Source organism: Nitrospiria bacterium (genome assembly GCA_036397255.1).
Lineage (GTDB): Bacteria > Nitrospirota > Nitrospiria > DASWJH01 > DASWJH01 > DASWJH01.
On the sequence record DASWJH010000062.1, the window covers coordinates 1 to 21,992 of the forward strand.

Below are 21,992 nucleotides of genomic sequence, written 5' to 3' on the forward strand. Positions count from 1 at the left end.
CAAAATTACCTAGCCTAAAATAGGCCGGCTGGAGCATGTCCGGAGGCGGCCATAAAAAAGAGCATTGGAATAGAGAGCATTGTGTTTGTCCTGGAGGCCAAAAGGGCCACGCGACCTGCCTTTGCCTTTTCTTCAGGGGTGGCGGGCACCATTCCCAGAACCTTTTTTTGGTTCCTCCAGATGATGGCCCAGACATTAACAAACATGATGGTTCCCAACCAGGCACCCATCCCGATCACCGCATCCTCACCTTGGAGGAGAAAAGCGGAGCCGAGACGTCCCTGGGAACCAAGGAGGAATACACCAAATAACCAGGTGGCTAACGCCGACCAACGAAACCATAAAAGAGCCCGGGGGACCAAATGTTTGAACGCCTCAGCCTTTCCATCGGCACTAACCGCCTTTAGAAAAGGGACTTGAATAAAATTAAAATAGTAGAGAATTCCAATCCAAGTGATTCCTGAAAGAAAATGCCCCCATCGAAAAAAAAGATCCAGTGCGGCTGCATTCATTGGTAACCTCCAAACGTTAAAATTAGTCTCACCTGATGAAAGGCTTTTTGCGTTTCTTAGGCGAGCACTTTAACCACAAAAAATAAAATGAGCGTTAATACAAAACCTGATATGATGGTTCCACTTACGGAATCAAGGGGATTCATATTTATTCCTCCTGGATTGATTTGCTTTCCTCATGCAATTCCAACAATAAATTTTTCTAAGGGAATTATATATGTTAGATGGAGGGGGCATAGATTACACGGCTTTTTGCTCTATGTCAACAAAATAGTTGAGCTTTGGTGAGAGAAGACACAGAGATTGATTGCGCTCACCTCTAATTTTCTATATGGTATTACAGCATGGAAACACTTCGATTAAAGCGGAAGGAAGAGCATCGGATTTTGATGGGGCATCCTTGGGTTTTTAGCAATGAAATTGATCAATTTCCCAAAGGAATTCCTCCAGGTTCATTTGTTGAAATTTGCCGTTTTGACGGATGTTTTATCGGGCAAGGGTACTTTAACCCCCGTTCTTTGATTGCGGTCCGCCTTCTGACCCGTTCAAAAGAGTCGATGGACGATAAATTTTTTCGCCAAAGGATTCATCAAGCGGCCCACCTTCGAAGCAAATTATTTCCAAGTGAAAATTGTTACAGGCTTATCTTCAGTGAAGCCGATGGTTTGCCCGGTTTAATCGTCGATCGGTATGGAAAGTTTCTGGTGATGCAAAATTTAACCGCGGGAATGGAAAATCTCTCCCAGGTCATTCTCCAAATATTAGAAGAGATCTTTGATCCCCAGGGGATCGTTTTAAGAAATGATTCCCCCATTCGTGAATTGGAAGGGCTTCCCCTGGAGAAAAAAATTGTTTTTGGGAAGGTTGACGGTCCTATTCGGGTTATACGCAATGGGATGACCTTTGAAACGGATCTTCTGGAGGGCCAGAAAACAGGGCTCTTTCTAGACCAATTTGAGAATTACCGGGTTTTAAAAGGTCTGGTTTCAGGGGCATCTGTTTTGGATGGATTTTGCTATGGAGGAGGGTGGGCGCTCTGGGCTGCCCGTTATGGTGCCTTATCGGTCATCGGAGTGGACGGATCGGAGGTGGCCATTCAATCCGCCTTGAGAAATGCTTCAATAAACAATTTAGAGTCGCAGTGCCGATTTATTCGGGCTGACGTTTTTGATTTTTTAAAGGAAAAGAAAAACCAAGTGTCTCATTTTGACTGCATCATTTTGGATCCCCCCGCTTTTGTCAAACGGAAAAATAAAATCATGGAAGGATTGAAAGGATATCGGGAATTGAATCGAAACGCCATGGCCCGCTTAAAATCCGGGGGGTTTTTAATCACCTCTTCCTGTTCCCACCATGTGAGTTTGGACTTATTTCAAGAAACCATACAAAAAGCGGCTAACCAGGCAAAAAAAAATCTTAGACTATTAGAAACGAGGGGACAATCCCGGGATCATCCCTCATTGCCTGCAGCTAAAGAAACCACCTATCTCAAATGCATGGTTTTCCAGGTCGATTAATTTCAAGAATAAACAAAAATTCAAAATTTTCCTTGACTTGGAGCTTTCCTATTCCGTACATTAAATCTTTTATCATGTCCCTGATAATCTGAGGAAAAGCAAACGGCGGGGGCAATGAAATCCGAGCAGGATGAATTCAGAAAGGGCTTGAGTTTTGCCAGCCGAATTGGCGCGGAATTGGTGGCGTCTACGGCTGTGGGAGGGGGGTTAGGTTACTTTTTGGACCGTTTTTTAAATACGTCCCCCTGGATCATGGTGGCCGGTTTGTTGTTGGGAGGCGTAGCCGGCATGCTAAGTGTTTATCGTTTTGTCAACCGGGATCAAACAAAATAATGGAATTGGAAAACCCCCTTCATCATTTTGAACTTCATAACTTCATTTCTCTCTCCTTATTTGGATTGGATATTTCTATCAACAAAGCCGTCATTATGATGTGGCTGGCCATTGGGCTCATTTTCTTGTTTTTCCGAATAGCCGGGGCGAAAAAAGCGTTGGTTCCCAGTAAAATTCAAAGTATTGCAGAAATTTCAGTGGATTTTCTCCGAGGCATTACCAGCGAGTATATGGGGGAGGAAGGAAAAAAATATCTTCCCTTTATTGCGTCCCTTTTCTTTTTCATATTGTTTTGTAACCTCCTGGGGTTAATTCCAGGGTCCTATACCGTGACCAGCCAGGTGATCGTGACAGGGGCCTTTGCTTTTGTGGTCTATTTGATCAGCCTCGTGGTAGGGTTTTCAATACACGGTTTAGGGTTTTTAAAAATTCTGGTTCCATCCGGAACGCCGCTTTGGCTCCTACCCCTAATGATCCCTATTGAAGTCATTAGTCAATTGGCAAGACCGGTTACCCTTGCATTGAGACTTTTTGCCAATATGACTGCGGGGCATACAGTTCTGGCGGTTTTGTTTGGATTGACGGTTGTTTTGAATTTCTATTTAGGTTGGCTTCCTTTTACGTTTAGCGTTTTAGTTTATATTTTGGAATTGTTTATTGCTTTTATTCAAGCCTATATTTTTTCTGTTTTGGCCTGTGTGTATATTGGTGATGCCATCAAGTTACATTAATTGACAATAACTATTGGGAATGAGGAGTTTTATTCAAGTGATTCGCATGGGGATTTCCATGCGGCACATGCAACATTGCATTTTAACCTGATTAAAGCCAGAGGAGGTTTTAAATTATGGAAGCATCAGCCGCAGCGCTTTTGGGGATGGGTTTGGCAGCCGCCGGGTTTGGAGGGGCGGGAATTGGCATCGGATATATTTTTGGAAAGATGATCGAGGCCGTTGCACGTCAGCCTGAAGCGGAAGCCAAAACCGGGAAATATATGTGGATCGGTTTTGCTTTGGTGGAAGCGATTGCCCTTTACGGTCTGGTCGTTGCTTTTATTATTTTCGGGAAAGCTTAAGAATTTTTCAGAACCGCTAATCCACTTTTTTCGAGGTTGAACCATGCCACAATTTGATACCCATTTTCTTTCCCCGTTGATTTTTTGGTCTCTGGTGTCCTTTGGGATTTTATTAATCCTGTTGTATAAGTACGGGTTACCCACCATTGTCCAAACCTTGGAACTCCGGGAACGAACCATTCGGGAGAGTTTAGAAGAAGCGGAGAGGCTTCGAAAAGAAGCCCAAAACCAACTGGGCCAATACCAAGGCCAGCTTAGGGAGGCTCACCAGGAAGCCGAAGCGATTTTGGAGGCCGGTCGAAAGGAAAGCCAGCGGATTTCCGAGGAAAACGAACGGCGTGTTCGCCAGGAAACGGATCGAATGATTGCTGAAGCACGACGAGAGATTGATCGTGAGAAATTAGAAGCCAGTCGGCAAATTCGGGAAGAGACCGCACAGCTCATTCTTTTGGCGGCTGAAAGGGTTTTGCAACGCAGCCTGACCGAGGCAGATCATGGACGATTGGTTGATCAAGCCCTTGAAGAATTGGCAGAACGTTATCCAAAGGGTGAGGGTTAATCTCAAAAAGGTTTTTCGGGAAAAAAGATTCCAGTATTTTCTTCTACACCTATCCTGTTACGAGCGGCACCCCCTTCCTAAAAATGAACCAGACAAAAACCCCTCGCCATTGAGTTCATCAAGCGGTGAAAAATTCTTTTCGTTTTCCTCTTTCTGGGTTTGACACTTTATACAGAGGGTACTGATGGGCCGTAACTTCAATCTGCGAAATTCGATTTCTCCCTGGCAGGACTCACAGATGTTGATTTTTCCCTCTTGCAAACGCTTGAATGCGGTTTCCATTTTTAAAAAGTAACTTTTCTCGTGATCGTTGAGTTTTTTCAGGAGGTTTTGGTCGGAATTTCCCTTTTCTCCAATGCGTTCCTTCACTTCTGAAAAAAATGCTTCTCGCTGTTTTTCCAGGAGTTTTTGAATTTCAGTTTGAGATTCGTTCGCCTTTAGTTTTTTCCCCATGTGAAGCCTCCAATTTTAGCAAGAGGTTAAACCGTGATCATTTTTAGGGTTTTCTTGAAGATAGGGAAATCTGCAATTCTTATACCTCAACGTAAGGGCGTTTTTCGGCGTGTTAAATTATGGGGGGAAAAAAGAGAAAATTGCTTTGTTTTTTATGAATTATTTGGTTTTTTGGGTTTTGGTTTTCTAAGGTATTGTCTTTAATTGGTACTAAACCCTTTTGGGGGGGTGGGATGTTTCCCCCTTCCATTTTAAGAGAAAAATGGTTCCATTTTTATGTTCCCTGGTTCCAATAAACCCTTAGAGTCAGACAGGAATATCAGAAAGGGTTTAAATGAAGGTAGTCTTTTGGGGGCTTAAGGAAGGAAAGTTTAATTTCTTCTTCCCGAATATTGATAAAATCAATAATGGTTGTGGTCCCATCTCTTTGAGTATCTGCGATCCGAACCGGAAGCCCTCCCAACCCAGGGGCTTCCCATACAAAGGAATAGTGGAGGGCAGAACTTTCCGTTCCCTCTTTTTTCCCAATGAGATATAGGGTTGCAGAGTGACCGTTGAGGGAGGTTTCCTTTATTTTTATTTTTTGAACCTGAAGAGGAGAAGAATTTTCAGGTGGTAGGATTCCCTGCTGGTAGGCCCGTGAAAATTCTTTTTGGTCCATCCTAGTAGAAAAGTAAATTTGGTCTTTTGGGAAGACCCTGTAGGAAATTAGTTTATCATAATCAAAAATATGAAATTCCTCTCCCTGGGGAAGAGGTTCAAAACGGACGGATTTGTTTACCCTTGTGATTTTGGCTTGGCTCTCGTTTTTGCCGCCGTTTGATAGGTAGGTGGTTATTTTAAAATTCATCACTGTGGCGATTGGGTCTTGGGTTTGGCTGAGAGAAAGCGGGAAAAAAAATAGGAAGGGAGTCAGATGAATAAAAAAAATGAGGGTTTTAATTTTTCCCCTCATTCAAGCTTCCTTTTCGATAACCTTCCAAATCCAAAGTGATATAGGTAAAGCCCAGTTTTTTTAACCCATGGACAATTTGAAGGCGGAGAAGAGGGTTTTCCCAACGGGGCATTTCACCCTCACTGACTTCTATTCTAACCATATCTCCGTGGTACCGGACACGAAATTCCTTAAACCCTTCCCCCCGTATGATATCTTCGGCTTTTTCAATTTGGTTTAAGCGTCCCTGGGTCACCGTCACACCATAAGGAATTCGGGAAGCCAGACAGGCATCAGCCGGTTTGTTCCAGTTAGGAAGAGATAGCCACTGGCTTAAATCCCTAACCTGGGCCTTGTTGAGTTGAGCCTCCAATAAGGGCGATCGTATTTCCAATTCCTTTGCTGCCCGGAGCCCGGGGCGGAAGTCCCCCAGGTCGTCTAAATGGGTCCCGTTTACAATGTGGGAAAAACCGTTTCTTTTTGCAAATAGGCTAAGGTTTTCATAAAGGTCGTGTTTGCAATGATAGCACCGAGTTTTGTCATTTTGGGTATAGGAAGGGTTTTGAAGCTGTTTGCTTTTGACCCAAAAATGAGTCGCCCCAATGGATTTTGCAATGCTGACCGCGCCTTCAAATTCAGACCTGGCCAAGGAAGGGGAGATGGCAGTTGCACCCCCTGCTTTGGGGCCGATGGTATCGTGAGCAACCTTTAAAACCAGGGTGCTATCTATTCCACCAGAATAGGCCACCAGAACGGAACCCATTTCAGCGATGATTTTTTGAAGGTTAGAATAATCTTTGTTTAAACTCATATATTTTAAACCTTACTCACAGGTTCAGTTTTTTCCTAATCCAGGGGAAAGAATTGACGCTTCGGCTTTATTGGCAACTGCAACCAAAAGGTATCGGTCAGCCTGGAGGTATTTTTGAGCCACTTGAAGAACATCTTCTTTTGAAATGGATGCAATGATCTTAGGAAAACGATCCAGATAGTCCAACCCAAGTCCGTATAATTCTATAGAGGTTAAAAAATTTGAAAGTTTGGAGCTGGTATCCAGGCGAAGGGGGAAACTACCCATTAAAAAGGCCCGACTTTCCTTGAGCTCGCGATCCGTAACCGGTTCGGTCTGGATTCTCTGGATTTCGCTCAAAACCTGTTGGATGGCTTGATTGGCAGAACTATTTTTAGTTTGAAGGACCACTAAGAACGTCCCCACATCCAAATAAGATTGAAACCGGCTTGAAATATGGTAAGCAAGTCCTTGATTGTCCCGAACCTCCGTCATCAGCCTTGAGGAAAAACCTCCCCCACCCAGGATATAGTTCATCACCAAAAGGGCATGATAGTCGGGGTGGTTTTTTGGAACCCCTAAATGGCCCAGAACAATATTGGATTGGGTAACGGCTTGATCAATGATCCGCATCTTTTTTTCGTGTAAGGGAGTAGGGGGTAAAATTGCCGGGGGTTTTATCGGCCCTTTTTCCCAATTCTCGAAATATTTTCGAACCAAACCCCTGGCCTCTGATTCGGTTAGGTCTCCTACGATTGCAATCATTGAATTATTTGGCCGGTAGTAAGATTGATGAAACTGAATGACATCTTTTCGTTTGATCCTGGAAAGGGTTTTTTCAAGACCTATGACCGGGTATTGAAAGGGATGGTTTGAAAAAATAATTTCATTGAAGGCCTTCCGGGCAACTAAACCCGGGTTTTCTTTTTCCCCAAGGATTTCTCCTAAAACCTCCCTTTTCTTTCGGTCCAATTCTTTTTGTGAAAAAGCAGGATTCCGGATGATATCGGAGAGGATATCAAACCCGGTTTCAACATCCTTTCTCAATACCTTTAAAAATGCAGAAGAGGAATCGGAGTGGGCCTCCACGGTTAGTTTTCCTCCGATAAAATCAATGGCATCAGAAATTTCTGTGGCCTGACGGGTTTGGGTTCCGCTTTGCAACAATGAAGCTGTTAAATGAGCAAGTCCCGCCTTGTCCGGGGAATCAAACCGGGATCCCGCCTTAATCGTCATCTGGGCGGTTACAATGGGAATGGAATGGGATTCCACAAGTAAAAGGACCATGCCATTGGGCAAAAGAATCCGTTTTGGGATAATTTCCGTTGCCTGAGAGGGGATTGCAAAGAATAAAAGGAGTTGGAAAATGAGAATGATTTGAATTGGGTGTCGCGAGGTTTCCCTTAATTTCATTTTATTTTCATGAACCGTTCTTTAATTAATTTTGCTTTTCAGGAATTAGGGTTCCAACCGTCCGGGTTTTTTGGGTCAGATAGTTTTTCGCAACCCGTTGGATTTCTTCTTTTTTTACTTTTCGAATTTGCTCCACATAGCTTTCATAGAAAGGGATTCCGGCACCGATGGCCTCTACCTTTCCAAGTTGCATGGCCTGGAAAAAGTTGGAGTCCCGGGCCATAATAAAAGCTGCCTCAAACTGATTTTTGGCTTTTTCTACCTCGTAAGGACTGACCCCCTCTCTTTTGATTCGGTCCAATTCCCCATAAAGGGAGGCTTCAAATGTTTCTGGTTTTGTGTCAGGGTGAAGAACCCCATACAGGTAGAACAGTTCAGGATCGGTGGTTAAATCGGTATAATCCCCCCCAATGTCCAAGGCCAGTTCTTTTTCATAAACCAACTTTTTGTAAAGCCGGGAACTTTTTCCTGAAGTCAAAATATTGGCCAAAATGGAAAGCGCGAACGAATCGGAAGGATTTTGGAAATTTGAAACCCGATACCCGGCAATGACAAAAGGGAGTTGAGCCTCTTTGTGAATGGTGATTCTCCGCTCTCCAAGCTGTTCGGGCTCCGGAAGGTGGATCTCTGGAGGATCCGGTTTGCGGGGAATTTTTTCAAAATATTCTTTTATTTTGGGTAATACCTCCTGAGATTTGAAATCCCCTACCATGACAATAATGGCATTTTGAGGGGTATAATACCGTTTGTAGTGTTGGACCACATCCTCATGTTTTAAGGCCTCAAGATCGCTCATCCAACCAATGACCGGGGAATGATAAGGGTGAACCAAAAAAGCCGTGGCGTAAAGGTTCTCAATGAGAAAATTGGTGGGGTTGTCCTCTACCCGAAGGCGCCTTTCCTCCTTTACCACATCACGCTCCAAATTGAATTCCTTTGGATCCAATAAAAGATTGACCATTCGATCCGATTCAAGTTCCAGGGATAGCTCGAACCGGTCGCTGGAAAGATTTTCGAAGTAAGCGGTGTAATTATTTGAGGTGAAAGCGTTTTCCGTTCCCCCATTTTTTGCCACAATATTTGAAAATTCCCCCTTTCCGTATTTGTGAGTTCCCTTAAACATCAAATGTTCGGTCAGATGGGAAAGCCCGGTTTTTCCCGTTACCTCATTTCGGGACCCCACACGATACCAAATTTGAAAAGTGACAACGGGGGCTTTATTTTGTTCAAGCAAAATCACCTTTAACCCGTTGGAAAGTGTGGTGGTGAAAATTTTGTTTGAAAAGGCGGTATTTTGGGTCAGAAGGATTAAAAGGGCGGGTAATATGAGCCATTTTGAAAAGTTTTTCATTGGACGTTTTGTCATTAGAAGAGATCCCAGTTAACTTAACAGAACTCTAAAATTGATGTCAAGAAAACCCAACATTGAAAATGAAAAATTCGAACTCCGTTTTTTTTCAATAGGGTTTTCCCTCGATGGAAAAACAAAAAATAACGGGGTTGAGATAAAATTATTAAACCAATGGAATCGGTTCAGGGAGGTCAGAGGATTTTCCCACCAGCTGGCCACATGCCGCCAAAATATCCTGGCCTTTGGTTTTTCGAATGAAGGCGGTCAGGTTTGCGGATAATAAAATGTTTTGGAATTTTATGACCTGTTCCTGGGCCGGGCGGGAAAAGAAAGAACCGGGATACTCATTAAAGGGAATAAGGTTGATTTTGCAACGGATGCCTCGGACCAATTGAACGAGCCGTTTGGCATCTTCCAATGAATCATTTACCCCATTTAATAGAACATATTCGAAAAATATTCTTCGGCGGGGAGAAAGGGGAAATTCTTTGCAAGCCTGGAGCAGTTTTTCCAGAGGGTAACTCTGATTAATGGGAACCAGTCTGTTTCTTTGCTCGTTGGTGGTTGCATTTAATGATACCGCCAGATTGATCTGAGGTGCCCTTTTTCCCAGGTCTTGAATTTGAGGAACCAAACCGACGGTAGAAATAGTGATTCTTCTTGGGGAAATCGCGAGACCCTTGGGGTCCGTTATTCGTTGAATGGCTTCTAAGGTGTTGTCCAAATTAGCCAAGGGTTCCCCCATCCCCATCAGAACAATATTGGTCAACGTTCGATTTTCGGAAAGTTGTTGTTTAACAATCAAAACCTGATCGACAATTTCATGTGGTTTAAGGTTTCGCTTAAGGCCCCCTACCGCAGTGAAACAAAATTGGCAATCCAAGCCACACCCCGCCTGGCTTGAGATGCAAAGGGTTAGTCGGTCCTCATCTGGAATTAAAACGCTTTCGATTTGATTTTTATCTTTGAGGATAAATAGAAATTTTTCGGTTCCATCCTGAGAAATTTGGTGTTTGATAATTTTTAACCTGCTTATTTCACATTGGACCTCAAGGTGTTCCCGATCTTGTTTGGAAAGGTTAGTCATGTCCGAAAAGGTTTTGGCGCCTTTTCTATAAATCCACTCGAATATCTGCTCGGCCCGGTAGCGGGGCCAGCCCTGTTCCTGAACCCATTTTTGGGCAGAGGCAAGACTCATCTCTTTGAAATCATTAGTAATACAAATTGCTCCCATGGGGAAAATCATACTAAAGTTTTTGTTTCAAAACAAGAAATAAAAAGGGTGAAGATAGGTGAGCTAAAAACCCATTTAGTGGTGAAAGCTTAAAACCCTTTTATGTTTTTGGTGTGGTTTTGGAATAAACTCTCATGAATTCATTTGGTTGTGTTTTTTTGGCAAAAATTGGTTCTCTGTAAGTATTCACAAATTTCATGGGTTTTTTACCCATAGGCCATTTATTTTTTTCCTTTGTGGAATTTTGGTTTTTATTTGTTTATATTTAGAAAGGGGTAGATTTGCATCGCATTTCTCCCAAGGTTCTTTTCTGAATGGATAAATCCGCTTGGCCCATTGGATACTATGAGATTGAGAAGGAGATTAACCTCCCTAAAACAAAAAACTCCTTTTGGTTTGTACCACCCCACTTTTCTGATTCACCTTTTAAGAAATAACAAATTTATGGTTTGGACCGTAAAAAATTTATCCCTCTTTATCAGTTCCTTCCTGATGGTTTCCCTCCTTTCAGCATGTGGAAGCGGGGGAGGGGATGGAGGAGGGGGTAAAGTAATTGAATACACTGGGAGCGAAACACAAGCCCGTATAACTTTGGAAAATGCCATTCCCTTTTCCGTCTTGGCCTATATCGAAGGAAGAGTGGGTACTTCATTTAACGTCCTTTCTTTCGTTCCAGTAAGTGGAGGGGGCAATAATGATCTGATTCAAACCCGAACCCCCTCAAACTTTAAAGATTTTGGGGAGATTATTCCCCCAGGGAATCAATCTTTCTTTAAAATTGATGGAACCAAGCCCCAGAAGGTTATAACTTCATCCGATTCCGGGATGGGCAATTGTGGAGGAGAGTTCCTTACCACTCAAAACATAGATGACGAAACAGGGGTGATTAATGGGTCTGTGGATTATAAAAATTTCTGTGAAGATGGAGTTACTTTTTCTGGGACGGTGGATTTTAATGGAGAAGGGGATTTAACAACGGGAAATCTAGAAAATTTAAATATTTCCTTTGGATTTTTGTCCCGAGAAACGGAGAACACCTCAAGGGCCGCAGCCGGTTTAATAGAAAACACGTTTAATGCGGATTCCCGTATCCTGAAGATGAATATATTTCTTTCCATCAGAGGGACGGATCAGAAAACCGGTGAGAGGTTTGAAACAGTCTATTGGTTGGAAGACTATAGGGTCTCCATTTCTAAAAAAGAAGATTCAGAGGGGTTAAAATTTGAAGAGGTGAGTATTTCGGGAAAATTTTATCAACCCGTTGTAGGGTATGTCATTTTGAGAACCGAAACGGTTATACGTATAAATGAGGGAGATGATCATCCTTTATCAGGGGTCCTGAATTTAGAGGGGAGTGGGGGAACGCTTGCAAAATTAGTTTTTGTGTCCCCCACAACATTTCGTGTTCAGATCGATGGGAATGGGGATGGCAAAATTAATACGGCTTCAGATGAGGTGAAATGGGCTGCGGTATTAGGGACGAATAATCCTGGATCTTTAGACCCGGGTAATACAGGCCCTACGACCACCACCACAACAACGACCACTACCACGACTACATCCACCACAACAACGACCACCACGACGACCACGACTACTTCCACCACATCAACGACCTCGACCACCACGACGACCACTACCACTACTACAACCACGACAACGACCACAACCACAACCTCCCCCACCACGACCACCACGACCACCACGACAACGACCACCACGACCACGACCACCTCAACAACCACCACCACAACGACTACGGTTCCTTAAATTAGTTTAAAGCTTTGAAAAACCCTCATAAACGTTTTTTTGCTCTCCCATTATTTCGCCATTGGTAATTTAAACCTTAAATTTTCACTTCGAATCGATGTCAACCTATCTCGCCTTTTTGGGAACCTAAAGAAGGGAAAAATAAAAAGTAAGTTTGGATTTAGTGGTTTTTAGAAAGGTAAAGAAAAGGAGAGAAAGTTAAATTTTTTAAATGTTTATGAGAAAAATTCCCAATTTAAAAGTTATCGGATAGGACAGAATTTTCTCCGGTGAAATTTAGGAAATATAATAAAACAGGTCATGGATTGGGTTTTCCCCAGTATTCCTTTGGGAAATCGTCCACCATAATGACATCCCTGCGGGCGTCTTCGGCAGTGTTAATCAAGTCCGCTTCTTCTTTTGTAATTACCCCCTGTTGAACGGCCTTTTCCATAAGGGATGAATCATAAGCCCCCTTTATTTTTCCTGTTCGCACGGCGCTTTTGAGTTTCTTCTCCGAGGATTCTGCTTCCATCATTTTCATAAGAGCAACCTCCAGACGTCCCGTGGGATCTGTGGGATCAGTAGAGACAAATATTCCCGAAGTTAAGCGATCGCGGGCAGGGGAGGGTTTTAACAGAAGGCGGGCGACTCTTTGGACTTGCCGGTCATTGGGGGATTTAAAGGGTTTTCCAAAGGGAAAAATCAGTATTCGAAGTAACCAGGCTACGGGTCGATTGGGAAAGGAGCGGATTAACTGATCCAAACGCTGTTGGATCCGGTGAAGGCAGGTCTCACAACCCCACTCCAGGAAGGGGATATCTTCCTTGGGCCTTCCCTGGTCTTCAAACCGTTTTAAACAGGCCGAACCCAAGTACAGATAACTCAGTATATCTCCTAAACGGGCGGATAATCTTTCTTTTCTTTTCAGGGTTCCCCCCATAATCATCATCGCCGTATCAGCAATCAAAGCAAACGATGCACTTAACCTGGAAAAATTTTGGTAAAACCGTTTGGAGGGGTGGTTTTCGGGGGCCTGGACTAATCGTGCTCCGGTGATAGCGTGCCAAAAGGAACGAAATCCATTTCCGATGAAGAACCCAGCGTGACCGAACAGAGCGCGATCAAAATTTTTTGAGCCCCGTTGCGGATCCGGATCCGAAAGAGCCTTTATTTCCTTGAGAACCCAAGGATGACACCGGATGGCCCCTTGTCCGAAAATAATGAGACTCCGTGTTAAAATATTGGCCCCCTCAACGGTAATACTGATTGGAATGGCATGGTAAAGCCGTCCTAAAAAGTTGCGGGGCCCCAAAGCGATTCCTCTTCCCCCTAAAACATCCATGGCATCATTAAGCACCCAGCGCATGGTTTCGGTTAAATGGTATTTTACAACGGCAGAAATAACGGAAGGTTTCTCACCCTGATCCACCGCTCCCGCAGTCATAACACGGGCTGCATCCATCAGATAGGTATAGCCTCCGATTCTGGCCAATGCTTCCTCAACCCCCTCAAATTGGCCTATAGGGGTTTTAAATTGCCTCCGGATGGACGCGTAGGCTCCAACGGAACGGCTGGCCAGCATTCCGGTACCAGTTCCCAAAGCCGGGAGGGAGATTGCACGGCCTGATGCAAGGCAGTCCATAAGCATCCGCCAACCCTGACCGGCCCACTCAACCCCTCCAATGATCCATTCCAGGGGAATAAAGACATCCTGGCCGCTGGTAGGGCCGTTCATAAAGGAAATAGCTAAAGGTGAATGTCTTCGCCCAATGGTGACACCCGGTGTTTTGGTTGGAATCAGGGCCAGGGTTATTCCAATCTCTTCCTTTTCACCCAATAAATGATCGGGATCGTAGAGTTTAAAAGCAAGCCCTAACACCGTGGCCACAGGGGCTAGGGTAATATATCGTTTTTCCCAGGTGAGCCGAATTCCCAAGATATCTTTTTTTCCTTCAAAGTCCCCGCGGCATACCACCCCCGAATCGGTCAAGGAGGCAGCATCGCTTCCGGCTGTGGGTGAGGTTAGGGCAAAGCAGGGAACCTCTTCCCCTCGGGCCAAACGGGGCAGATAAAACTGTTTTTGATTTTCTGTTCCGTAGCGAAGAAGCAGTTCTGCAGGTCCAAGGGAGTTGGGAACCATTACCGTTACCGCTGCAACCAAGCTTCGGCTTACAATTTTTGCAATAACCGTTGAATGGGCCAGTGCGGAAAAATCCAGCCCCCCAAATTCTTTGGGGATGATCATTCCGAAAAACCCTTGGTCTTTTATAAATTTCCAAACTTCGGGAGGAAGATCGTGAAACTCTTCATTGATTTTCCAATCATCCAACATCCGGCAGAGTTCATCAACGGGACCGTCTAAAAAGGCCTGTTCCCGGTGAGATAAGGTGGGGGGAGGAAATGACTGAAGTTTATTCCAGTTGGGTTTTCCGCTAAATAAATCAGCGTCCCACCACACTGTTCCTGCCTCAATCGCCTCACGTTCGGTCTCGGACATGGGAGGCAACTTTTTTTTCGCCATTCTATAAATGGGATCACTGATTAATTTCCGCCTTAAGACCATGGGGCCTGTCTCCTATTCTTGTTATAAAAAAATCTCTTTCAAAAAAGATCAGATGATTCAATTTTGGATGGCTTAAATTCACCCCGAATTATATCACTATTTTAAAAATTTCCCCACTTTTCCAATGGAAAGGGAAAAGGGTTGAAGTAAGGGGGCGACCTTTTGGTTCACCTTAGCGTTTTTTTGAAATATATTCTCTTTATTCCAAGGAACCGTTGACAGTCCAATTTGGAATGTACTACATTAAACACAACAAACTTTTTCATTAGGGTAGGAAAAAATCTATGAAAAAAAAGAAGTCTCTTGCTGAGGTTTATCACCAGGAAACCAAGTATATCCGTTCAGATTTAATGCGCGATACCCGGCAATTGGATTGGGCCTCTCAACCGACCCCTTTTAAAGAAATCCATTCCGATCGAAAGGTGGAATTGGTCCATTATCTTCCTTTTAGTAAGAATCCTTTTACCGGTGAAGGATTGAATCCTGTTCCGGAGGAATTGGGAGGAGGAACCTTAGCTCAAATTTCCCGGCTTCTTTATTTTACCAATGGGGTGACCGGAATGCTGGAGTTTGCTCCTGGAAATGTTCAATACTACCGGGCAGCTCCTTCTGCAGGGGCTCTTTATCCAACCGAGTTGTATATTGCAGTTCGGGATCTTCCTTCTTTGGAGAATGGCATTTATAATTTTCAAGTGAAGGATCACTCCCTCATTCCTCTCTGGGAGGGAGACTTTTGGAAAGAATTTAAAGAATATGGTTTTGGTCACGAAGTCATTGACCGGGCCCAATTATTAATCATTTTTACTGCGGTTTTTCATCGAAGCTCTTGGCGCTATCAAGAGAGGGCCTACCGCCGGATTTTATTGGATACCGGGCATATTTTGGGAAACCTGAACTGTTATGCTTTTAAAGAGGGTTTTGGGGTCTATCCTATCAGCGGTTTTTTTGATGCAGCATTAAATCACCTCCTGTTGTTGGATGAGGAGAAAGAAGGTACATTGATGCTGGTGGCGCTTCCCAGGTTTGAAAATCTTTTCGGAACGGAGATTCGAAGAAGTTCAGTTTACCCCTCGGAGAAAAAAAACGAGGCCAACGGTTTACCGGGGGAAGGGCTTTTAGGGCAATTGCACCGCGCTTCCTATATTGGAAAAGGAACCTTTGAGGAGGGGGAACTGCCCGATGATCAATTGTTAGAGGAAAAATACCGTGACCGGCCTCGAACACCCCTTACAGCCTATCCCTTGGAATGGAAAAAGGATATTGAAAAAATTATTATGAATCGGCGGTCGACTCGGGTTTTGTCCGGTGAACCTTTCCTGAAAGATGAACTCTCCAGTATTTTAACATTTGCCTATGAACCTGCCGTGATCAAAAACGCAGAAGGGGCGACCGGGCGAGGGCTTCCTCAAGTGTTTGATCCTTCCCTGCTGGAGACCTACCTGGTGGTTCACGGAGTGGTGGAAATGGATCCCGGGATTTATTATTATGCCCCCGGAAGTCAGGAGCTTCGCCTGATTCAGAAGGGGGATTTCAGACAACAAACGCTGGAATTCTGCCTAGGCCAGGAACTGGGAAGGGATGCAGCGGTGGTGTTCATTCATACCTCGGATCTAAACGCCGCCGTTCAGAAATATGGGGATCGTGCCTACCGGTATTTACATTTAGATGCGGGGCACATTGGACAACGGCTTAATCTGGCTGCTGTTCATTTGGGTTTAGGGGCCAGCGGGATCGGGGGATTTTTTGATGATGAGGTGAATAAATTACTTCAAATAAACCCCGAACAAATTGTGGTATACATCACCACACTTGGAAGGGCCCAACAACGAGCAATTAAAGTGGAATAGTTAGGACCCAATCCAATGAAAGGGTGGTTCGGGCGGATTTTAACCCTGGTTGTAAACCTGCATTAAATCTTTTAACGTGTAAAGACTTTCCAAGTGATGTCCCATTTGGTCTATGTTTTCCCGGCCCCCCTCCTGCCGGTCCACAAGGGCCAAAACTCGGAGAATTTTATAACCTTCCTTTTCTAGTACCTCAATGGCCTTTCGCGTTGACCCTCCTGTGGTGACCACATCTTCCACTACGACTACATTGGACCCCACAGGAACATTCCCTTCAATCCATCGTTGGGTTCCGTGCTTTTTTGGCTCTTTTCGGATAATAAATGCCGAAATCGGTTGGTTGTAAATGGCGCTGGTTAGAGCCACGGATACTGCGATGGGATCGGCCCCCAACGTCAATCCACCAATTCCTTTAGCAGGAAGATCTTTTACCCTGTGAAATAAAATCTGTCCAATTAAAAATGTCCCCTGCGAGTCCAGGGTGGTTTTTTTACAATCAATATAGTAACAGCTTTTTTTCCCAGAAGTGAGGGTGAAAATAGGGTCTGGTGAATATTTAAAGGATTTTTGCAAAAGGAGATGAAGGAGTTCTTTTTGATAGTTCTCTAATTTAGCGGCTCCCACAAGGTTTTCCTCATTTTTCTAAAATAACTATCCTGAATTTAGAAATGGGCACATCTTTCCATTAATCCCCTCTTTTTGTCAAGGCAGGGAGGAAGAGTATTGGGTAACCCGTGTTTTTATTGACAGCTAGCAAATTGGCGGTAGAATGAATAATTGGTTTCCCCTATTTAAGCACAAACAATTCCGATCATTTAAAATGGGTGAGAGTCGACGATATATACGGGCTGGGATTCCTTTTGTGATTGAGGTATTTTTTCCAAATGAAGAGACCAGTTTTGGGGCATACGGGTGGAGTATTGGAAAGGGAGGCCTTGGGTTTTATACACAAAAACCCCTTCAGAGGAATTCCGAAATCCTCTTAAAAGTAGGATTTATGGGGGATCAAAATGACAGACTGCCCGAGGTGGCCAATGGGGTGGTTCGATGGGTTAAAGGCCTTGGGGATGTGTATGCCGTAGGTGTCCAGTTTGTTGATTTAAATGAGGATGACCATTTCGTATTGTTGGGATTTCTTGATCATGCGGAGCAGATATCTCATGAGATTTTAAAGAAAACCATTTCCTGAAAACTCTCTTCCAACTCTTTAGAAAATAAACCATACCAAAAAACAAGTGGGTGAACCATGGCTAATTATTCAAAGAATGGTCAGCGTCTCCATAAAAGGAGCGAATTAAGGTCTGTGGCTAGAGTCTTTCCTCGCGGAGAAATGAGTGGTTTTGAAGCGTATGTTAAAGATATCAGCAGAAGCGGATTGGGTTTTTATTCCAAGTCCATCGTGGAGGTTAATCGGGAGGTGACCGCCAGGCTTCAGTTTACCAATACCTCCGGAAAGACGGTTGTTGAAAGTGTAACCGGCCGGGTAGTATATTCTGATCCTTGGGAAGATGCCTTTTTTATAGGGATTGAATTTAAGGAGATTATTCAGCCAATAAAAAACCCATGGCTTTTTGCTCATGTGAAAGAATCGGAATTTGCCGGCCCTCCCAAATAGGGGTTTTTATTGTTTGCCTTCCTTTTTCCTCTTAACCCCCTGACTAGACCCCTTTCCTAAACCCCTTTTTGGAGAAACCTTGAAATCCCCCAATTAAAATTTTTTTCAATTAAGGTCCACATCTTATCCCATTGTTTTTAAAAACTAATATTCATTTAAAAAAGAAAGCAAGATATTTTTTAAAACCTATTGTAAACCCTTTATAGCCTCGACCGTCTAACCAGTTAAATTAACCGGATTTTTGCATGACGAATCGTTTAAGGCAAAAAAAGGAGGTTTTCAATGAAAGGTTATTTTGGGTTTCTAAGTTCCATTCTCATTTCTTTAATTTTGGTGGCTTGCGGAAGTAGTACAGGGGATTCAACGGGGTCCCCCGATCCTACTGGAAAAGTGACTGTGGTCTTGACGGATGCCCCAAGCGATGCTTTTGAAAGTGTGGAAATTACGATCAACTCAATAGCTTTTTTGGGGGAGGATGGGCAAATTCTAGTCCCCTTACCAGAAGATAAACCCATTAAGGTTGACCTCCTTGAATTGGATGGCTTGAATATGCTTTTAGCCCAAGCGGATATTCCTGAAGGGGTTTATCATAAGATTCGCCTCCATGTGAGTGACCCGAATCTCATTTTGGAGGATGGCATTCCCGTTTCCCCCGAAGACATTACACTGGTGGCGGGGGGGAAAATGGATTTGGTTCCACAAGGGTCCTTTCAGGTGCTCGAAGGGGAAGAGTTGGTCATTCAGATGGATTTTGATGTGGAAAATTCCCTCCACATACATGAAACGGGAAATGGAAAATATGTCATCCGACCGGTGGTATTGGTTAATATTCAGGATAATTCCACACCGAATTTGGATATGGTGGATGCCATCGGGGTGATTCAGACCATTAATTATAGTGAAAGGAGGTTTTTGCTCCGCCTGGGGCGGCATATGAGTGTGAGGGTTTACACCACAGATGAGACTATTGTTACCGATTCCGCAGGGAATCATTTGTTATTTGATGACCTTGAGGTCCTTCAAAAAGTAGAAGTGGTGGGCGATTTCACCGGAAAAGGGATCCTTCAGGCCACCAGTATTGAGGTTCACCGGGATCATGTCCACCGTCATGGCGTGATCAAGGATTTGGATTTAAACCTTCGGGAATTTGTTTTGATCAAAAGGGATCTGACGGAGCAAGTCGTTTCCTTTGATGTGGCCACTTTGATTCATATTGGGAGGGAAATTCTTTCAGAAAATGACTTGGCCAATGCCCAGCGGGTGAAAGTCGCGGGATTAATCGATCCTTCAACGGGAAAATTGCTTGCACGGAAAATTAGAATCAAGCCGGAGCATTTTAGAGGATTAATTGCCGGTCCACCCAATTGTCCTGATACCATTCAAGTGGTGAACCCCAGGGCGAAACTATACCGCCTTCATTTGGCTAAAATTGTACTTGAACCGGAGAATACCATTATGGTTCAAATCGGTTCCGCGCGGTTGGTGAATTGGGATGGAACCCCATTGGTTTGTGCCGATCTTGTTGAGGGAGACCCTGTATTTATCAAGGGACGGATTATTCCCCATACTCCGGATTCACAAGACCCAAACCCCATTCAGGTGCTGGCCAAGAAAGTGAAGCGTTTAAAGCAGGCCCATGTGGTTGGGGAAATCCTTTCAATTCACCCTGATTCTCAAGACCCTCAGGTAGGGACTTTTATTTTGGGTTTGAATATTCCGGGATTTTATTGGAGCACGGATCAAAAAACTTCTGTGAATCTCCCCATTAGGGTTTTGGTTACTCATCAAACCACCTTTGATGAGGGGATGATGTTTGAAACCTTATTGGAAGGGCAGAGGGTGGAGGTCAGAGGGTTCTTCAGCTTGAGGCGTTTTCATCCCCATTTAATCTTGGTGGCGGTTCATGTGGGTTCTGCCCCGGAGGATTTGACAAATTTAAATTGATTGTTGAACATGGGAGGGACCCTGTATCCCATTAGGATGGGAGGGTTTACAGGCTATGTGGGCTATTGGTGATCTGAATGAGTCGTGGATATGTCCCTTTCTGACGAGGAATTGGTCCAGAGAGTTCAAACTGGAGATGGGTCCGCCTTCGATACTCTTGTGGAAAGGTACCAGGAAAGTGCCTTTCGAATTGCGCAGGGTATGGTTAGAAACCAGGATGATGCCAAAGATCTTTCCCAAGAGGCCTTCGTTAAGGCCTACCAGGGAATCGGTCGGTTTGAGAAAAAAGCCACTTTTTTTACCTGGTTTTGCCGGATTCTGATTAACCTTTGCATTGATCATCAGCGCTGGAGAAAGCGGTGGTTTTTCTGGACCCCTTCCGCTTTTCAAGAAGGGAAGGGGTCTCCGGTTGCAGTGGAGAGGGAGATGAGCCACCCCAATCCTCCTATTGATCCAGGGCGCCTTCTGGAACAGCAGGAGCTAAAAGAAAAAATCAGGACCTGTATTGACTCTTTGCCACCCATGCAGCGAATGGTTTTTATTTTAAGACATTACCAGGATATGCCTATTGGGGATATTTCACTGGTATTGAATGTAGCCGAGGGAACCGTGAAAAGCCATTTGTTCAGAGGGGCGCTAAATCTACGGAAACAGTTGAAACGGTTTGTTTCAGGGGAAGAAGAATGAATTGTAAGAACATGGATGAACGGCTGGTTCTTTATTACTATGGAGAATTAAAATCCCCTGAAGTTCAAGAAGTGGAGGGGCATCTTGCCCTGTGTGAGAATTGCAGGGGATCGTGGGAAGGGTTGAAGAGAGTATTAACCCTTGCGGAAAAAGACTCCTATGGAATCATGCCTGAACATATGGCCGGAACTTTTTCTCAAACGGTCCGAAAACGTATCGAAAACCAAAAGAAAAAAGAACCGTGGATCATTTGGCCCCAACTTCGGCCCGCCCCTGTTTTATCCATGGCGGTTTTAATCGGGTTCGTATTCCTGGCAATCCTTTTCTGGCGGGATGAAGGTTTAAAAAAGAAGGTTGCGGAAATTCCTTTTCAACAAGAGATCGAATTGGTTCAACAATTAGAATTTTTCTCTAATGTGGATCTATTGGAGGAATTAGATCTTTTGACAGAGTGGGAGAAGGATGTGGCGGAAAAGGAAGAGGGATGATCCTGAACAAGACGTTCGGTCTGACGGGTTTCTTATTGGTTTGTTTCATTGGAATGATACCGGTTTCATGTGTAGCGGATGAGGCAAGAGTTCTCAAAAAGAATGAAGAAAAGCCACCGAAACAAAAAAAGGAGAAAGGGGTGGAATCCGAAATGTTGAAGGATTTGGATCTTTTTTTAAATTTTGAACTGATTGAAATGATGGAAATTTTTCAAGAAGAGAAGGAGACCCCATCGGAGGGAAACCCTCAAAATCAGGAGGAGACGCCATGAAGAGTTGGATCACACCTCTTGCCCTAATTCTATTATGGATTGGGACTTTTCCGCCCATCGGATTTTCCCAGGATTTCCACCCCATGGCACAAGATAGTATGGACCTCCCATTAAACCTAAAGGAACGGTGGGAGAAGCTTTCCCCGGAGGATAGGGTCCGGGCTCGAAGAAATTTTGAGGTTTGGAAATCTTTAACCCCCGAGGAAAAGAAAAAGTTCCGTGCCAAACTTGAACGATTCCGGAATTTGCCCCTTGAAAGACAAGAGCAGATTCGAACCCGATTTAAACATTTTCAAAACCTCCCAGAGGAGAGGAAGGAAATTTTAAGAGACCGGTTTAACCGGTGGGAGACCTTATCTCCCCAAGAAAAGCAAAAAATGAGAAAACGGCTTGAACGGTTTCAAAAATTGCCGCCGAAAGAGAGAGAAGGGGTGCGAGAACGTTTTTTGGAGCAACGACAAATGGAATTAAAAGGTCAAGACAGACGGTTTGAACGAGATCCGATGAGTCCACTGGATAAACGGGGGCAACAAGGAATCCAGCGACGCCAGGAACTCCGCCGTGAGATGCAGGACCTTAAAAACATGGAACGTTTGCAGCGCCAAAGAGAACCATTAGGAAGAGACCATCCAAGAAGGTAGGAATGGGTTGATTTG

General features: G+C 44.1%; 23 protein-coding genes. 14 read left to right on the forward strand and 9 right to left on the reverse strand.

The window, feature by feature from the left end:
* Positions 1-14: 14 nt before the first annotated feature.
* The gene (locus VGB26_08365) at positions 15-512 is read right to left on the reverse strand and encodes a urate hydroxylase PuuD (protein HEX9757799.1); all 498 of its coding nucleotides are present in this window, start codon (positions 510-512) and stop codon (positions 15-17) included.
* A gap of 344 nt (positions 513-856) precedes the next feature.
* Between VGB26_08365 and VGB26_08370 the strand changes: the two genes are divergently transcribed.
* The 5 genes from VGB26_08370 (at position 857) to atpF (ending at position 3,996) form a co-directional block, all read left to right on the forward strand.
* Positions 857-2,029: a class I SAM-dependent rRNA methyltransferase gene (locus tag VGB26_08370; GenBank protein ID HEX9757800.1), complete on the forward strand. Its 1,173-nt coding sequence runs from the start codon at positions 857-859 to the stop codon at positions 2,027-2,029.
* Positions 2,030-2,143: 114 nt separating this feature from the next.
* Positions 2,144-2,362, forward strand: coding sequence for an AtpZ/AtpI family protein (locus tag VGB26_08375; protein ID HEX9757801.1), 219 nt, complete (start codon positions 2,144-2,146; stop codon positions 2,360-2,362).
* Positions 2,362-3,093 (forward strand): F0F1 ATP synthase subunit A, encoded by a 732-nt coding sequence (locus VGB26_08380; GenBank protein HEX9757802.1) that lies wholly within the window; start codon positions 2,362-2,364, stop codon positions 3,091-3,093. The genes VGB26_08375 and VGB26_08380 overlap by 1 nt, the downstream gene beginning before the upstream one ends.
* Before the next feature lie 116 nt (positions 3,094-3,209).
* Positions 3,210-3,437, forward strand: coding sequence for an ATP synthase F0 subunit C (gene atpE / locus VGB26_08385; protein HEX9757803.1), 228 nt, complete (start codon positions 3,210-3,212; stop codon positions 3,435-3,437).
* 43 nt (positions 3,438-3,480) lie between these two features.
* Positions 3,481-3,996, forward strand: a complete 516-nt coding sequence (atpF, locus tag VGB26_08390; protein ID HEX9757804.1) for a F0F1 ATP synthase subunit B — start codon at positions 3,481-3,483, stop codon at positions 3,994-3,996.
* Positions 3,997-4,053: 57 nt separating this feature from the next.
* Here the strand turns inward: atpF and VGB26_08395 are convergent, their stop codons facing one another.
* The 6 genes from VGB26_08395 to rlmN all read right to left on the reverse strand — a co-directional run bounded on the left by VGB26_08395 (position 4,054) and on the right by rlmN (position 10,171).
* Positions 4,054-4,449, reverse strand: a complete 396-nt coding sequence (locus tag VGB26_08395; GenBank protein ID HEX9757805.1) for a TraR/DksA C4-type zinc finger protein — start codon at positions 4,447-4,449, stop codon at positions 4,054-4,056.
* Positions 4,450-4,768: 319 nt separating this feature from the next.
* Complete coding sequence (locus VGB26_08400) at positions 4,769-5,404, reverse strand: hypothetical protein (protein ID HEX9757806.1); 636 nt, start codon at positions 5,402-5,404, stop codon at positions 4,769-4,771.
* Positions 5,388-6,194, reverse strand: a complete 807-nt coding sequence (gene larE / locus VGB26_08405) for an ATP-dependent sacrificial sulfur transferase LarE (GenBank protein HEX9757807.1) — start codon at positions 6,192-6,194, stop codon at positions 5,388-5,390. Before larE ends, VGB26_08400 begins: the two co-directional genes overlap by 17 nt.
* 24 nt (positions 6,195-6,218) lie before the next feature.
* Positions 6,219-7,586 carry a pitrilysin family protein gene (locus tag VGB26_08410; GenBank protein HEX9757808.1) on the reverse strand — a complete coding sequence of 456 codons (1,368 nt, stop codon included), beginning with the start codon at positions 7,584-7,586 and terminating at the stop codon, positions 6,219-6,221.
* A 25-nt stretch (positions 7,587-7,611) separates the two neighbouring features.
* Complete coding sequence (locus tag VGB26_08415) at positions 7,612-8,952, reverse strand: pitrilysin family protein (protein ID HEX9757809.1); 1,341 nt, start codon at positions 8,950-8,952, stop codon at positions 7,612-7,614.
* A 148-nt stretch (positions 8,953-9,100) separates the two neighbouring features.
* Positions 9,101-10,171 (reverse strand): 23S rRNA (adenine(2503)-C(2))-methyltransferase RlmN, encoded by a 1,071-nt coding sequence (rlmN, locus tag VGB26_08420; protein HEX9757810.1) that lies wholly within the window; start codon positions 10,169-10,171, stop codon positions 9,101-9,103.
* 444 nt (positions 10,172-10,615) lie between these two features.
* Here rlmN and VGB26_08425 point away from each other — a divergent pair, with 444 nt between their 5' ends.
* Complete coding sequence (locus tag VGB26_08425; protein HEX9757811.1) at positions 10,616-11,941, forward strand: hypothetical protein; 1,326 nt, start codon at positions 10,616-10,618, stop codon at positions 11,939-11,941.
* Positions 11,942-12,239: 298 nt separating this feature from the next.
* On the opposite strand, the gene VGB26_08430 is transcribed toward VGB26_08425, so the two are convergent.
* Positions 12,240-14,486 (reverse strand): acyl-CoA dehydrogenase, encoded by a 2,247-nt coding sequence (locus VGB26_08430; GenBank protein HEX9757812.1) that lies wholly within the window; start codon positions 14,484-14,486, stop codon positions 12,240-12,242.
* Between the two features lie 284 nt (positions 14,487-14,770).
* On the opposite strand from VGB26_08430, the gene VGB26_08435 reads away from it, so the two are divergent.
* The gene (locus tag VGB26_08435; GenBank protein HEX9757813.1) at positions 14,771-16,333 is read left to right on the forward strand and encodes a SagB/ThcOx family dehydrogenase; all 1,563 of its coding nucleotides are present in this window, start codon (positions 14,771-14,773) and stop codon (positions 16,331-16,333) included.
* Positions 16,334-16,372: 39 nt separating this feature from the next.
* Here the strand turns inward: VGB26_08435 and pyrE are convergent, their stop codons facing one another.
* Positions 16,373-16,954 (reverse strand): orotate phosphoribosyltransferase, encoded by a 582-nt coding sequence (gene pyrE / locus VGB26_08440; protein HEX9757814.1) that lies wholly within the window; start codon positions 16,952-16,954, stop codon positions 16,373-16,375.
* Positions 16,955-17,099: 145 nt separating this feature from the next.
* On the opposite strand from pyrE, the gene VGB26_08445 reads away from it, so the two are divergent.
* The 7 genes from VGB26_08445 to VGB26_08475 all read left to right on the forward strand — a co-directional run bounded on the left by VGB26_08445 (position 17,100) and on the right by VGB26_08475 (position 21,977).
* Positions 17,100-17,519 carry a PilZ domain-containing protein gene (locus tag VGB26_08445; GenBank protein HEX9757815.1) on the forward strand — a complete coding sequence of 140 codons (420 nt, stop codon included), beginning with the start codon at positions 17,100-17,102 and terminating at the stop codon, positions 17,517-17,519.
* A 57-nt stretch (positions 17,520-17,576) separates the two neighbouring features.
* On the forward strand, positions 17,577-17,945 hold the full coding sequence (locus tag VGB26_08450; GenBank protein HEX9757816.1) for a PilZ domain-containing protein: 369 nt from the start codon (positions 17,577-17,579) through the stop codon (positions 17,943-17,945).
* Positions 17,946-18,227: 282 nt separating this feature from the next.
* Positions 18,228-19,889, forward strand: a complete 1,662-nt coding sequence (locus VGB26_08455) for a DUF4382 domain-containing protein (GenBank protein HEX9757817.1) — start codon at positions 18,228-18,230, stop codon at positions 19,887-19,889.
* 90 nt (positions 19,890-19,979) lie between these two features.
* Entirely contained in the window at positions 19,980-20,576 is a 597-nt protein-coding gene (locus VGB26_08460) for a sigma-70 family RNA polymerase sigma factor (GenBank protein HEX9757818.1), read from the forward strand.
* On the forward strand, positions 20,573-21,064 hold the full coding sequence (locus VGB26_08465) for a zf-HC2 domain-containing protein (GenBank protein HEX9757819.1): 492 nt from the start codon (positions 20,573-20,575) through the stop codon (positions 21,062-21,064). The genes VGB26_08460 and VGB26_08465 overlap by 4 nt, the downstream gene beginning before the upstream one ends.
* Complete coding sequence (locus tag VGB26_08470) at positions 21,061-21,336, forward strand: hypothetical protein (GenBank protein HEX9757820.1); 276 nt, start codon at positions 21,061-21,063, stop codon at positions 21,334-21,336. The genes VGB26_08465 and VGB26_08470 overlap by 4 nt, the downstream gene beginning before the upstream one ends.
* A complete protein-coding gene (locus tag VGB26_08475) occupies positions 21,333-21,977 on the forward strand; it encodes a DUF3106 domain-containing protein (protein HEX9757821.1) in 645 nt (214 codons plus the stop codon). Before VGB26_08470 ends, VGB26_08475 begins: the two co-directional genes overlap by 4 nt.
* The last annotated feature ends 15 nt before the right edge of the window (positions 21,978-21,992 follow it).